At 64.2% G+C, this 14,041-nt stretch carries 10 protein-coding genes; 7 read left to right on the forward strand and 3 right to left on the reverse strand.

Features of this window, described 5'->3' with window-relative positions:
- Window positions 1-4 precede the first annotated feature (4 nt).
- From M878_RS66485 to M878_RS66505, 7 genes are all read left to right on the forward strand, one after another.
- Window positions 5-4,390, forward strand: a complete 4,386-nt coding sequence (locus tag M878_RS66485; RefSeq protein ID WP_023547508.1) for a polymorphic toxin type 28 domain-containing protein — start codon at window positions 5-7, stop codon at window positions 4,388-4,390.
- 24 nt (window positions 4,391-4,414) lie between these two features.
- Window positions 4,415-4,828 carry a contact-dependent growth inhibition system immunity protein gene (locus tag M878_RS48030; protein ID WP_031225099.1) on the forward strand — a complete coding sequence of 138 codons (414 nt, stop codon included), beginning with the start codon at window positions 4,415-4,417 and terminating at the stop codon, window positions 4,826-4,828.
- Window positions 4,829-5,543: 715 nt separating this feature from the next.
- On the forward strand, window positions 5,544-6,506 hold the full coding sequence (locus M878_RS66490; RefSeq protein ID WP_031225100.1) for a DUF8017 domain-containing protein: 963 nt from the start codon (window positions 5,544-5,546) through the stop codon (window positions 6,504-6,506).
- An 827-nt stretch (window positions 6,507-7,333) separates the two neighbouring features.
- The gene (locus M878_RS66495) at window positions 7,334-7,669 is read left to right on the forward strand and encodes a hypothetical protein (protein ID WP_023547511.1); all 336 of its coding nucleotides are present in this window, start codon (window positions 7,334-7,336) and stop codon (window positions 7,667-7,669) included.
- A 6-nt stretch (window positions 7,670-7,675) separates the two neighbouring features.
- Window positions 7,676-8,953: a putative T7SS-secreted protein gene (locus M878_RS66500; RefSeq protein ID WP_023547512.1), complete on the forward strand. Its 1,278-nt coding sequence runs from the start codon at window positions 7,676-7,678 to the stop codon at window positions 8,951-8,953.
- Between the two features lie 14 nt (window positions 8,954-8,967).
- On the forward strand, window positions 8,968-9,876 hold the full coding sequence (locus M878_RS97515) for a hypothetical protein (protein ID WP_158692697.1): 909 nt from the start codon (window positions 8,968-8,970) through the stop codon (window positions 9,874-9,876).
- A gap of 19 nt (window positions 9,877-9,895) precedes the next feature.
- Window positions 9,896-10,555 (forward strand): hypothetical protein, encoded by a 660-nt coding sequence (locus tag M878_RS66505; protein ID WP_023547514.1) that lies wholly within the window; start codon window positions 9,896-9,898, stop codon window positions 10,553-10,555.
- A 924-nt stretch (window positions 10,556-11,479) separates the two neighbouring features.
- Here M878_RS66505 and M878_RS48040 read toward each other — a convergent pair.
- From M878_RS48040 to M878_RS66515, 3 genes are all read right to left on the reverse strand, one after another.
- A complete protein-coding gene (locus M878_RS48040; RefSeq protein ID WP_167345822.1) occupies window positions 11,480-12,514 on the reverse strand; it encodes a hypothetical protein in 1,035 nt (344 codons plus the stop codon).
- A gap of 14 nt (window positions 12,515-12,528) precedes the next feature.
- Window positions 12,529-13,182, reverse strand: a complete 654-nt coding sequence (locus M878_RS66510; protein ID WP_023547516.1) for a hypothetical protein — start codon at window positions 13,180-13,182, stop codon at window positions 12,529-12,531.
- Between the two features lie 312 nt (window positions 13,183-13,494).
- The gene (locus M878_RS66515; RefSeq protein ID WP_023547517.1) at window positions 13,495-13,794 is read right to left on the reverse strand and encodes a WXG100 family type VII secretion target; all 300 of its coding nucleotides are present in this window, start codon (window positions 13,792-13,794) and stop codon (window positions 13,495-13,497) included.
- Window positions 13,795-14,041 lie beyond the last annotated feature (247 nt).

Below are 14,041 nucleotides of genomic sequence, written 5' to 3' on the forward strand. Positions count from 1 at the left end.
GGTCATGGTGGATCTCAATCCGCTGCATTACATCAACAAGTTCAACCACATGTTCGGCGACAGTGTCGCCAGTGGTCTTGAGTTTCTGGGCATCTCCGATCCTGCGGTGGATCCGGACGGGGTGCGGGAGATAGCGAAGAAGTGGCGGCATCTGGCCCAGGGCCTGGATGATGCCTCCACCGCCGCTGATGGGGCGTTGTCGGGGGTGGAGTGGGAGGGCAAGGCGGCCAAGGCCTTCCACAAGCGGTCGAAAGCGGCGCGTAAGCAGGCCGGGGACATGGCGCATTCGCTGCGTGAGGGTGCGAACGGACTGGACGATTTTGCGGACAAAGCACATGAGTTGCTGTCCGAGATCGGTGTGATTCTGGCGGAGATCGCCGAGTACGAGATCGCGGGCCTGGCCCTGTCCGTCCTGACCGCGGGTGCCTCAGAGGTGGCCTCGACGCTGATGTCCGGCGAGCGGGCGATGAAGGTCGTCGCGCTGGTCGGCCGGATCGAGGAGGAGGGCACGACCCTGGGCACGGTGGTGCGCCGGGTGATGCAGGTCATCGAGCAGGTCGAGCGGGCGTTGAAGGCGCTCAAGGAGATCCGGGGCGTCGCGGCGGCTGGCCGGATGGCCAAGGAGGGGCTGGAGTTCACGGCATTCCAGACGATGCTGGAGGATCCGTCGGCGTTCAAGGATCCGGGGAAGCTGGCCGGGATCCTGACCGAGGGCGCGCTGATGGGCGTCGGCTTCGGCATGCTGGGCAAGGCGCTGGGCAAGGGCCTCAAAGCCCTTGGCCCGGCGGCTTTGGCGAAGTTGAGCAAGTCGATGGGCCTGGACTGCGCGGCCTTCGAGCGGCTGCGCCTGAACCCGGGCTTCGACAAGCTACCCGCCTCCATCCGCAACATGGTCAAGAAGTTCGTCCGGGACCCGATCGACGTGGCCACCGGCGATATGGCCCTGACCCGCACGGACGTGACCCTGCCAGGCGTGCTCCCCCTGGTCCTGGAGCGCACGCACATATCGTCCTACCACTACGGCGGCTGGTTCGGCCCGTCCTGGGCCTCCACCCTGGACCAGCGTGTTCAGGCGGACGAAGACGGCTTCGTCTACGCCACCGCTGACGGCGCCCGCCTGTGCTTCCCCCGCCCGGATGACGAGACAAACACGCCTGTGGGCCCGGAGACGCCCGGCTCCCGCCTCACTCTGTCCTGGGACACCGACATCGACGGCGGCATCCGCGTCCACGATCCGGATGCCGGGCTGTCGTATGTATTTCACAGCCCGGTCGCGGCTGCCGACGACACGGTCGTGGACCTGCCCCTGCAATGCATCCAGGACCGCAATGGCAACCGCATCACCGTCGAGTACTCGGACGGCGATGTCCCGGGCGCGGTGGTCCACTCCGGCGGCTACCGCATCGCCCTCGACCACGACCGGGCGCGTTCCCGCATCATCGGCCTGCGCCTGATCGACCCCGCACACCCGAACCGCCCCGGCACCACCCTGTTCACCTTCGGCTACGACGAGGCCGGCCACCTGGCCGAGGAATACAACTCCTCCGGACTGCCGATGCAGTACACCTACGACACCGACGGCCGCATCACGTCCTGGACGGACCGCAACAACACCACCTACTGGTACCAGTACGACGACCAGGGCCGGGCCATCGCCACCGGTGGCACTGGCGACGCCCTCGCCTCCACCCTCACCTACGACACCGAAACGCTGACCACCCGTGTGACCGACTCCCTCGGCCACACCCGCGTCTACGAACATAACGAACACCTGCGCCTGATCCGCGAGACCGACCCCCTCGGCAACGTCAGCGGCCAGGAGTGGGACAACCGATTGCGACTGAGCTCGTTTGTCGATCCGCTGGGGAACGCCACAGAATTCGGCTACAGCGATCAAGGCGACCTGGTCAGAGCCGTCCGGCCCGACGGTCACGAGACGACAGCCATATACACCGCACCAGGGCTTGTCGAGACGGTGACGGATCCAGATGGCTCAGTGTGGCGTCAAAGTTACGACGAGCGCGGAAATTGCGTTGCGGTGACGGGCCCAAGCGGGGCGACGACTCGCTTCGCCTACAACCGCTTGGGGCACCTGACGTCGATCACCGATACTCTGGGACACCTCACACGCATACAAAGCGACCCGGTGGGACTGCCGCTCGAGATCCGGGATCCGCTAGGCAACGTCACTGTGTATGAGCGCGACTCATTTGGCCGCACCGTCGCGATCACGGACCCCCTAGGCGCTACTACTCGCCTGGAGTGGACGATCGACGGACAGCCCGCTCGGCGGATCAGGCCCGACGGAACTACGGAGTGCTGGGAGTACGACGGCGAAGGAAACTGCACCGCCCACTTCAGTCCGACGGGAGCGGTAACTCGTTTCGAGTACGGTCACTTCGACCTGCTGACAGCGCGTGTCGACCCCGACGGGGTGCGCTACGAGTACACGCATGACAGCGAGCTGCGCCTCGTACGCGTCACGAATCCTGTGGGCCGTTCATGGCGGTACGAGTTCGACCCCGCAGGCCGCCTGGCCGCGGAGACGGACTTTGACGGTAGTAGGCTCAGCTACATCCATGACGCCGCCGGCCGCCTCGTCAGCCGGAGTAACGCGATCGGCCAACACATCCGGCTTGACCACGATTCACTCGGCCGAGTCGTCCGCAAAGACGCCCACGGTCTTGTCACCACGTACGCGTACGACACCAGCGGGCGACTTGTACAGGCGACAGGACCCGATGCGTCGATGCATCGGCGCTTCGACATCGGTGGCAACCTGGCGGCCGAGACAGTCAACGGCCGTACGATGAGGTACACATACGACGAAGGCGGACGACGCAGGAGCCGCATCACCCCGACAGGCGCCGTAACCACTTACACCCACGATGCCGCGGACAACCTCGTGCAGCTGAGTGCCGCAAGTGCAACGATCGACCTTGCCTATGACGGGGTCGGCCGCGAACTCATCCGGCGCGTCGGCGAGTCCGTCACCCTGACCAGCGCCTACGACGCGGTGGGCCGTCTCACCTCCCATGCTGTAACGGGTCTCGGTGGCCGAGTTGTCCAGAAGCACGAGTACTGCTATCGACCGGATGGCTATCTTGAGCGCCTGAACAGCTACCTGGGCGGCAGTCGGCGTATCTCTCTGGATGTCATCGGACGGGTCACGGAGATCCAAGCGGACGGCTGGACGGAACGTTACGCGTACGACGAAACCGGTAACCAGACCATGGCGGAATGGCCGTCTGCCCACCCAGGCCACGAGGCCACCGGACCACGTGAGTACGTGGGCAACCGTATCGCACGGGCAGGGCGTGTCCGCTACGAGCACGACTGCCTGGGCCGGATCACCCTGAGGCAGAAGACCAGGCTCTCTCGCAAGCCGGATACCTGGCGCTACAGCTGGGATGCGGAAGACCGTCTCACCGAGGTCGTTACGCCGGACGGGACCCTCTGGCGCTACCTCTACGATCCTTTGGGGCGCCGCATCGCCAAGCTGCGGTTGGCCGAGGACGCCACGACAGCCGTGGAGCAGGTGGACTTCACCTGGGATGCCAGCACGCTGTGCGAGCAGACCGCCGCCGCTGCGGATACTCCCCATCGCCTCACTCTGACTTGGGATCACGATGGTTTGCAGCCGCTTGTCCAAAGTGAACGTGTCACTCTCGCTGACTCCCCTCAAGAAGAGGTCGATTCACGCTTCTTCGCGATCGTTACGGACCTCGTCGGCTCCCCCACGGAACTTCTCGACAAGGACGGGACCATCAAGTGGCGCACGCGCTCCACGCTTTGGGGAAAGACGGCCTGGGCGAAAGGCAGTACCGCCTACACGCCACTCAGATTCCCCGGGCAATACTATGATCCAGAAACCGACCTCCACTACAATCACTTCCGCTATTACGACCCGGAGAGTGCCCGCTACCTTAGCCCTGATCCCCTCGGGCTGGTTCCTGCGCCGAACCCTCTCACCTACGTCCACAACCCACAGTCGTGGGCCGATCCACTGGGGCTGGCGCCCAAGTGCCGCGAACTGGGGTTGCGCCAGGCGGCGCTGGACGCGATCGAGAAGCTTGAGAACATCAAAAAGGATCCCCTCAAGGATATAAACTCCCAGCCGAAGCACAACCACTACAATGCAGCGCGCCGGGAGGCGCGAGGCGAGGTGGTCGCCATGAAACCCGATGGGACCCCCTTCGATCACATCAAGGACCTAACTCAGGCTCGCAACGGTTTGAACAACGTCCGGGAAGCCCTGGAGAAGGAGTTGAAAAACCCTCCAGACGGTATTACTGAGCGAGGCCTTGAGGTGCTGATAAGAAGGCGAAAGGAAACCATCGACGAACTCGACCGATTGAACGGATTCCTGCACTCCATCCGCCATCAATAGAATCACACAAGAAAGGTTACGGCGTTGCCTCATTCCGTCGACCGCAGTAAATCGCTTGAACAGCTGGAGGGTCGTTGGCCAGCCCCTCCGGAGGACACAACCTCATTGGTCAAGGCCGTCCATGAGTTGCGTCGGCGTCCCGTCGGAACACTACAGCCCCACGAGCTTGCCCGACTGATCGCCCAGAACGTCGGACTTCCTTCGCTACTTCCGCTGGCGGTGGAGATCCTGAGAGAAAAGGCACCCGGTCAGGCAGCGGGCGGCTTCTATGACGACGACTTGTTGTATGCGGTGGTCACCGTCAGCCCGCAGATGTGGACGGAGTTTCCTGAACTCGCCCGGGAGCTAAAGGAAGCGGTAACCATGTTGACCAATTTGTCGGGTTACGTGAAACCGGACGTCGAGGGGTTCCTTGCCTCGCTTCCGGAGGAAATTTGAGAACGATGCAAAGCTGATGCCAAGGTGCTGCCAGGGCCCGCGGAACTCCAGGAGGCCGTGTGCGCAGGAGCCGACGTAATGGATGACGCGATCTTCAAGGGCACTACCAGCAGCGAGGCCGTCGGCTTACGCTGCCGCGTGATGCCGCCCACCGCGGGGCGTCACCCAGGCACTCGGTCAACCGGATCCGGCGTACTGCACCTCGGCGTACGGCGCCGAGGGATCGGCCAACACCTTTCAGGCGCAGGAGAGCAGGTCGTGCCTGCGTCCAGTTGTGCGACCTCGATGTCGTCGGCCAGGCTCGACAGGTATCCGCCCTGGCTGCCCGGCGCGAGCCAGCGGTCATGCCCCGGGACGGTCGCCTCCGTCGCCGCGGTCTCTTGCCGAACAACCGTAGAGCCGTCTGTGGCTACCTGGTCATGATGTGAGCTTCTATGCCTGTACTGCTGGGGCTACGTACAGTTCACCCGTGTTCGAATTCAACCCGGCGCGGCCCAAGTTGGAGCAGATCTCTGAAGATTTCCGCAAGCGGATCGCTCCTTCGTAGCTAACCGTTGACGAGCCCTCGGGCATTGCTCATGGACTAGGCCTTGCCGTTGCCGTGTACACGGTTTAGCGGCTGGCTGAAGGCGCTGAAAGTCGCGGCCCACGTCACCGGCCACTCATAGTGCCCTCGTTCGCGCTCCGAAAGTTGGCCACCGTATCCTTACGGCACATGTGGCCAGGAGAGCAGCCGTCGAGGGGCAACCAGAACCCGCAGCAGCACCCGAACGGGCATCAGTCGAACCCGTACCTGCAGCCTGGTCCCGGCCAGCCGAACCCGTACCAGCAGCCTCAACCCTGGCAGATGCCCCCGCAGCAGCCGACCGCCGGCGCGCCCGTGCCTCCGCCGACGGGCGGCGGCCGGAACCGGACCAGCATCGTCGCCGTCATCGCCGCGACGGCCGTCGTACTTGCCGCGGGCGTCACCGGACTCCTGGTGCTCGGCAACCACAAGCACGACGGCCCCCATCCGAAGCCCACCAACACCGCCTCTCCGACGCAGAGTTCCGACAATCCGCGGAGCCCCGACACCCAAGCCGCCACGATCAAGGGCTGGAAGGTCCTGACGAACCCGGAGCAGGGAATCGCGTTCGACGTCCCGCCCCAATGGGAGATCCAGTCCGCCGGCTGGGTCTCCTATGTCGCCAAGGACGGGGACCCGAACGACAACCCACTCATCGCGATACGCAATGTCGCGATGCTGCAGAAGAAGTGGTGTTCCTCCGACAACGACCGGGACGGCACGCTGGAGGACACACCGCTGGCTCAGGTGGGTACGAGGGGCAACAACGGTTACCGAAGCGCTCAGGACATCGCCGACTCCGACCCGAAGACCTGGGTGTACGGCGGGTACACCCAGCCGGACAAGACAAATGTGAAGACCAGCGTCGAAGCGTTCACCACGAACTCCGGCCTCAAGGGCACTCTGGGCACTGCCTGGTCCGTGGGCGTGAAGAAGTCGAAAAAGTGTGCGTCGGACGGCAAGGCCTGGACCTTCGGCTTCAAGAACGCCTCAGGGGACCTGGTCTCCTGGTCGTTCTTCGGCGCCAAGAACGTGCCCAACGAGGTACCGGATGCGACGATACGGAAAATTGCCGCCACGGTACGGCTCTACAAGGCGCCGTCGGACTCCTGACCGTTGTTCGCCGGTATCTTGGCATCCGACCGAGTGATCCCTCGGAACACGCCCGGTGAGCAGGCAAAAGAGCAGGGTCTGACAGAGACCCTGCTGGTGTTACTGAAGGCTTCTCATTGTGAGTGCCAAGCGATCTAGACGTCGCGAACAGCAGCGAACGAGCAACCAACTCGGCTGGCACTGCAGCGAGATTTGCGAAGGATCTGCCCTTGCTCGGGGTGGGCGAAGGTGTGTTCGCCCGAGCCATCGCGGTCGGACGCGGTCGCGGTTGAATCGGGCGTACTTTTCCCGAAGGCTTCGGCCCTAGGAATGGTGCGGACCGTGACATGGTTCCGTGGTATGCACGGTCGGCGAGGACGAGAAGCTGACGGGCAGAAGGCCTGGATCACACCGTGTGTGCGGGCCGCGGTCAGGTCATGCGTGCAGCCGGACAGACGGCGAACCCTGCAGGTGCGCAGATGAGCCAAGGTGAGCAGGGCCTGCCTGAAGCATCCCAGCCTTCGCCAGCGGGAGTTCAGTTCACTCCCAGCCGTCGGCGACGAGAACGGCCGAGAACCCGAGGGCCTGGCATCGTCGGCAATCCGGGACCGACCTTGCGAAATCCGGGGACGCAAGGGGCCACGGTCCTCGCTTCCGCACACAGTGGAGACGAGGCCTCCACGATTCGCTCACGCAACGCCGAAATCGAACATGCCAGGATCGGCAGTTGCCCCGACCACAGACTGGCGGCCCTCGTCCCGAAGGAGGCATGGACCACCCTAGGATCACTGAGGCGGGCTTCGCGCCATTGCACCGTCGCATACACCCACGGCAGGGACGGACCGACCATGAGTGACCTACGCCTTGAGGGCACGATCTTCGAGGACCTGAAGAGGACCTTCTCAACGATCGCCGACCGTATGGACACCGCGCGCCGCACCCTACGCAACACTGACGGCTCGGTGGTAGGGCCGCCCGATCTCGTAAACGACGTGCACGCGTTCGCCGATGACTGGGGCTACGGCATCAAGCAGTTGGGCAAGCACAACCAGAACGCGATCAAGATGATCAACAACATCGGTTCGTCCTTCGGTCAGCTGGATCAGCAGCTGGCGGAGTCCATGAAGGCGCCGAAGTCCGGCGGCGTTGGCAAGTCAGGCAAGTCCGGCAAGAAGGAAGGTTGACGAGCCATGGGACGCCCCACCTTCCCCCACATAGGCTGGGACCCGACTCCCGGAGACGTCGAACAGACCCGCGAACTGGCGAAGAAGCTGGGCGGCCTGGCGAGCGAGCTCGGCCAGTCTCTGCAGGAGTTGGAACGTATCGAGTGCGGCGCCTGGAAAGGCAAGACAGCGGTCGCCTTCAGCGAACACATCTCAACCGACGTTACGCCGCTAATCAGGAAGAGCTTCGAGGCCTTCGACAAGGCCTCGCACGCCTTGCACCGCTGGGCCGGTGAACTGTCCGGCTTCCAGGATGAGGCTGACCGCCTGGAGAAGGAGGCGGGCGAGAAGCTCGACGCAGAGGCGAAGGCGAAAGCCAAGGCAGGTGACAAGGGCAGCGATGAGCTGGGCAAGGCATCCGGCCAGGTCAATGTCGTCATCAACAAGGTTCACGACCTGGAGGACCGCTACCGAAAGGCCGCCGTCAGGGTCGGCAAGGAGCTGGATAAGGCAGGAGACATCGCTCCGGCCGAGCCAGGGTTCTGGTCTAAGCTGGGTAAGGGCATCGAGCATGCCTGGGATGCCACCGGCGAGTGGCTCAAGGAACACGCTGACCTGATCAAACTGGTAGGCGATCTTCTGAGCGACCTGAGCGGCATTCTCGGAATGCTGGCGATCATCACTCTGCCGTTCGAGCCGCTGGGAGCCATTTTCGGTGCGGCGGCGCTGCTCACCAGCGGTCTGGCTCTACTCTCGCATTCCATCGCCAAAGCGTCCGGAGCCGACGTGAGCTGGATGCAGATGGGCTTCGACGCGCTCGGACTCATGCCCGGGCTCGGTGCCTTCGGCAAGGGCGTGAAGGTGGCGGACGAGGGTGTGGCGGCGATGCGTGCGGCGGGCGAGTTCGGCGAAGGCTTCAAGGCCGGGAAGCTCGCCGCCGGCGCCCGGAACGTGTTCGCCACGGGTGATCTGGCGGGAAAGGTGGAAGGGGGACTCGCTCTCTTCGGAAAGAAGGTCGTGCTCGGCGGGAAGTTCGGCGACATCGGTCTCATCTCACACGAGAGCGGAGTCATGAGCCGGTTGGCCGGACTGTCCGAAGCGGGTTACCACCAAGGCCAGCTACTCGGAAGCAAGGGCCTCAAACTGGTCACAGGAGGAAGGCTGGACCTTCATCCCCTGAGTATGAAGGGCATCGCCTTGGATGCCGGGATCAAGGCTCTACCGAAGGTCTTCAGTATCCCCCAGCACATCGGAGAAGCGCTCCATCCTGGTGACAGCTTCCATGATGCTGCCACCTCACACTGAAAGCGCACCGGACAATGGCGACCTGGACTCCTGAACCCGGCGAAACGCTCCTCGCCCGCGACTCGATCGTCTTCGCAACAGGCACGGCTCCGGCGGTGGCCGGTATGCGATGGTTCCGCGACACGCAGCGAAACGACATCCAAGGTGAACTGTGCGGCTGGCCCGAAGGACCTTCCTTCTCACTTCGGCCCGAGGAGGAGAAGCACCGTGGCCGACAGGTCGGCCTGTTCGGGTTGCGGGCACTCTACGTCGCTGTCGGCGGCGCGCTGGAAACCCTCGCAGGTTCAGGCAGCTTCCTTCCCGGCTCGGGCAACAGTCCCGGGCGCGCGCAGGAACTGGAGAACGAAGTGACGGACTTCCCCGTCCTGTGGGCGGCATCCGGCACCCTCGCCCGGACGCTGCCTTGGCAGATCGACCCCTCACGCTGCCCGGAAAACTACCGAACCCACATCATCATCACGGACCGGCGCGTGGTCATCACCGGTTTCCCCGACGATGACCTGCTACGTGACCAGGTCCTCTGGGAGGCCGGGCGGTCGCAGATAGCGTGTGTCGAACGGATGCGATACAGCAGTGTGGGCGGCGAAGCGAAGGTGCATTTTACTGACGGTTCATGGTGCAGACTCGCCCCGCCGAACAAGAGGCAGTACTGGCCTGTGCTCCGGCACTTGGTCCATCCCCCCGAGCTCGTCCCCTGGGATGCCCTGACCCCCCGACAGCGCGCGTACGTTGAGTCTTACCTCTCATCAGTGAGTGATCGGGACAGCTCCGTCGCGCCGGTGGTGACCCGCCGTCCCAGCGGAAAGTTCCTCATCGAAGTGACGACCACCCAGCGCGTGAAGCCCGATTTGGGCGTCCTGAAGCCTTTCTGCTTCATGAGTCAGGCGGGCGGACGCGGCGGATTCGATCCAAACGACCTCTGACACCCGACTGGAGTATCTAATGACCACCACCGTCGAGGTCGAGTCCGAGATCGTCCCACCGTTCTCGTTCGTCGCGCCGAACGGCCTTCACGCGCTTCCCATAGCCCCCTCGCCTGAGGAACGTGCAGGGCTTTCCCGTGAGTTCGTGCGCGAGCTCTACTCCAGTGGCAACGAGGCAATCTGGGAGCCCTCGGCACCTTTCTACGCCGCCCTCGCCGAGTACATGGCCGATAACGGATTTGCTTACTCCGCCATGGGGCTCTTCGCGCGAGAGGAAGGAGGGGTCGCACAGTGCGCCCTGACGGTCGCCGTAGCCAAGACCGACCAGACCGACACCGAGATAGCCGCCCAGGGCATTCTCGCCGCGCTGTCAGGAAACCCCTACAACGATGCCCGTTGGCTCGACCTGCCCTGTGGACCGGCGGTTTCCTGCGTGCGCGTCAACGAACTCACCGTCCAACCCGAGGTGACACGCGCCGATGGGCCGGTCGAACTTCTGACTGGCCAGATCCAGGTCCACGTCCCGTTCTCCACGGGGCCGTACACAGTTGTCTTCACATTGGACACCGCCGCCATGGACTACTGGGCAGAGTTCTGCAACATGATGTCTGCCATCCTCCAGACCATCTCATTCGAATCCCCCTCCGAGGACCTGTCCAGCGTGTCAATCCCCGCGTAGCGTGGAGAGTTTGTTACGCCATTTCGGCCCTGAGCCAGCAGAGGTCCGCGATCCAGGTCAAGATCTTGATGCATTCCTCGGCACAGGTGGACAAGTGGTGCCGGTGGGCGAACTCGATCTTGGGCGTGCTCCCTCGGCGGCACCGTTGTCCAGCGCGCCCTGACTCGCCCCATAAACTGCACGGTCCCCACCCGGCAGCAGCCGCGGTCCGTGGGCGGACATCGCGTGGCCGAGTACCCGGCAGGGGACCAAGTCCTCGACGGTGGCGAGATGGAGCGGCCCTCGTCGATGTCGATCTACGTGAATTCCCCGCACCACAACACGTCGGGTGCGACAGCGGCGAAGGTGCAAGTGCACCAGATCCCCGGCTGGGTCCCGGCGGCCCGTCCGGGGCAGGCTCCATCGCCGTTTCGGTCGCCGTCCACACAGCCCCGGCCCGGTCATCAGCGCCGCCCCTGTGTCCTTGGAGGCGATCCAGCCGGCCTCGTGCAGTTCGCGAGTGATCTGGGGCGAGCCGTACGTGCTGTCCGAGGCGGCAGACAGCCGCTTGCTCTCCTCATCCAGCCGCTCCTGGCACTGTTCGCGAGCTGTGGGAGCACGGTTGATCCACTTGTGGAGCCAGGACTGCGCTCTCGTGCGGGATGCCGAACATGGCCTTCTGGTACGCGATGAACTCCGCCACGCTCGCTGGTTCATCGAGTCCTTTACCCACAGACCACCGAGCGCTTGAGAAGATCACGCTTCATCAGCAGCTCGGGACGCTCCTTGTCCCACTGCGCTTTCTGCGGCCGCGGCCGGGCCAGTTCCTCAGGCTCCGGCTCACTCAGCGCGCCGCCCGCGTCCTGGCGGCCGGCCTCGCGGCCGACCTACACCCAGTTGTGCAAGGTGTACGCGTTGACCCTGAACTTACCCCCGTGTATTTGGCTAGCGATTGACGGCCTGGATCTCCTGGACGACCACGTCCTGCTCTGCACCAAACGTGCCGTCCGGAAGGTCTCCGTCCTGTCCCGTTGTGCTCGTCCAGCTGATCTCCCAGGTGATAGTCGCCTGAAGCTTGTACGAGCCGTCGCCGGAGGAGCGCAGGTACTTGACTCCACAGGGCGGGGTCTCGTCGGACTTGCCCTTCGCATAGGGCTCGCCGATCTGCCCGTCGTGGATCCCGCACTGACCGGAGGCAGGATAGGTAACCGCGTCGTCCGTGCCCGGCTTGATCGTCAACGAGACCGGCTCGGCGGTAGTTGTCGCGCTGAGACCAAGCAACGGTACGGACGCGGTGACGGAAACCGGCTTGAAGTTCGCGGTGTCCAGCCATGCCCAGGTAGGCAGGTTCACCTTCGTTGTGCCCTCGGGGGCCAGGGTGACCTTGGTCGAGGGAACGCGAATTTCGGCGTAGGCGAGCTGGGCGAGCATCTCGGGGCTGATGGCCTGGGGCGCGTCAGCCGGCGGCGCCGCCCCCTTGTCAACCCAGAAGGGCAACTTGTCGCAGTCCTGGGACGCCGGGTCCGCCTCGCGTCCCTCGGTGACGTAGGCGTCCCACCAGTAGCCCTTGCCTTCCTTGTCCTTGTTGAAGTCCTTGTACGGGTCGCCGTTGACGAAATAGTTCTGGGTCTTCAGCGACCACTCGGGGCTAGGCGCGCTGCTTTCCCACACCTGCCGCATCTGCGACTCAAGTGCCTTGGGCGTGTACTTCGGCGCGTAGTAGCAGGCAGGGGGAGTCCAAGACGTCGTCGACGTGACGGGCCCGACCGAACTGCCGGTGCCATTCTTGGAGCGGTCGAAGACGATCGCGCCGGAAACGGCTGACGAAACCTTGTCACCGTCGACCCCGGCCGAGGCGTGCGCATCCGTTCCCGAACCTGATCCTCCGCCAAGGGAACCACCCGGAGGGTCCTGTGCGGCGAGGGCACTTGGTATGGAACACAGCCCGGCTGTTCCCACGGCCACAGTGACCACGGCCATCCGGAGCGCCTTGATCACGCCTGGCACCCCACAGCACCACGGGTCGACGTGATCTTCACGAGCTGCCAAACTCCCTGCTCGTTCTTAGTGACCTGAGCGCTGTAGGCGACGTAGTTGTCCTTGGTCACCTTCGTACCCTTGAGCTCCCCGGTCTTGATGACCCGGCTGTAACCCTTGCTCTCGTCGCCGCAGTAGCCGATCGCTGCGTTGGTCGTGGATTTCACCTTCACGACGCGGTTGAAGTAGCGCACGGAGCCCGTGACAGTCCAGCCGGCATCCTTGAACTGCTGAACCCACTTCTGAGCGGCTGCCGCGCCCTCACCGTCCGTGTAGTACTTCAAGGCGGGAAGTCCCGGGTTCTGGGCGACGATCGCCGCATCGAGCGCGCGGTGGAACTCCGCATTGTCACGCAGGATCGCGTCCTTGACGGAGTTACCGGTCTCTTCAGGTGTGAAGGTCAGTTTCACGTCCGACGGAAGCTTGATCTCCGGGCGCTTGGCTGAGTCCGATCGGCTGGCGCTGGGCGACGCGGTCTTCTGACCCCCTGCATCCGCGCCTGCGATCTTGCCGTTGTCGTCGGATCCGGCATCGCCGCCTCCGCAGGCAGTGAGCAGCAGGGCCGCGGATGTGATGAGCACGGCTGTGACGAGCCGGGCAGGGCGGTTCACTTCAGGCTCCTGTCAAGGTCGTGGGTAGCTCAGCTAACCAACGCCACCCATGGGGTGTGTGGCGCCACCAGCCGGGCTTCCGTCAAGATGGCATAAACCGATAGATGGATCAGAGGAAGAGCAACCCGGGGCTGCCTCTTCCGGAATCAGGCGGTCAACAGCAGGGCCGCGGATGCGGTGAGCGCAGCCTAAAGAGCCGGGCGGGGCGTTCACTTGGCGCCTCCGGGCGAGGCCAGAGCTCTCTCGATCCGGGCAGTGCGGCCAGGCCACTGAGGCGCGAGCCGCACCGCCCGTCATCGCTCCAGCGGCCTACTAACCCTTGGCACCCTTGGCCAGCCGGTCGTCCAGGTCCTCGTACGCCTTCTTCGCGTCCGTCAGGAACTTGGACAGACCGTGCAGACCCTGGATGGTCTTCGCCGCGCCCTTGGTGAAGTCCTTGATGGAGTCCTCGTAGGAGCCTGAGGCCTTCTGCGTGGTGAAGCCGTGCGCCACGAGGTTCTCCACGCCCCTCTCGATGCCCTTGAGCTGCTCTTCCATGTGGTGCATGGCCTTGATGAGCTCGCCAGCCTGCTTGTCCATCTCGGCATAAGTAAGGTCAGTGTCCTTGGCCATGACGGCTCCCTCCCGTTCCGATCGCCACGGGGCCTTCCCCCGTGGCCTGAAGTCGCGACGCTACCCCGGCGTGCCACCGCAAGCGTCCGCACGAGCAAAGATCCTACGGCTGAGACCGTTGAGGCCACAGGGCAGTTGTGCGAGGGAGTCGTGAACCGGTGCACATCCCGTTGCGGCACTGTCAGCGGGGACGGCTAATGTCACTACCACTGTGTTCAGCGTTCCGGGGACGGTCTCAGCCCCACGA

It is taken from the genome of Streptomyces roseochromogenus subsp. oscitans DS 12.976, assembly GCF_000497445.1.
Classification (GTDB): Bacteria; Actinomycetota; Actinomycetes; order Streptomycetales; family Streptomycetaceae; genus Streptomyces; species Streptomyces oscitans.

What these genes read in the sequence shown, in the direction of transcription:
- M878_RS66515 (WP_023547517.1), bottom strand. Translation starts at nt 13,794, where the DNA reads ATGGCCAAGGACACTGACCTTACTTATGCCGAGATGGACAAGCAGGCT.
- M878_RS66505 (WP_023547514.1), top strand. Translation starts at nt 9,896, where the DNA reads ATGACCACCACCGTCGAGGTCGAGTCCGAGATCGTCCCACCGTTCTCG.
- M878_RS66490 (WP_031225100.1), top strand. Translation starts at nt 5,544, where the DNA reads ATGTGGCCAGGAGAGCAGCCGTCGAGGGGCAACCAGAACCCGCAGCAG.
- M878_RS48040 (WP_167345822.1), bottom strand. Translation starts at nt 12,514, where the DNA reads ATGGCCGTGGTCACTGTGGCCGTGGGAACAGCCGGGCTGTGTTCCATA.
- M878_RS66495 (WP_023547511.1), top strand. Translation starts at nt 7,334, where the DNA reads ATGAGTGACCTACGCCTTGAGGGCACGATCTTCGAGGACCTGAAGAGG.
- M878_RS66500 (WP_023547512.1), top strand. Translation starts at nt 7,676, where the DNA reads ATGGGACGCCCCACCTTCCCCCACATAGGCTGGGACCCGACTCCCGGA.
- M878_RS66485 (WP_023547508.1), top strand. Translation starts at nt 5, where the DNA reads ATGGTGGATCTCAATCCGCTGCATTACATCAACAAGTTCAACCACATG.
- M878_RS97515 (WP_158692697.1), top strand. Translation starts at nt 8,968, where the DNA reads ATGGCGACCTGGACTCCTGAACCCGGCGAAACGCTCCTCGCCCGCGAC.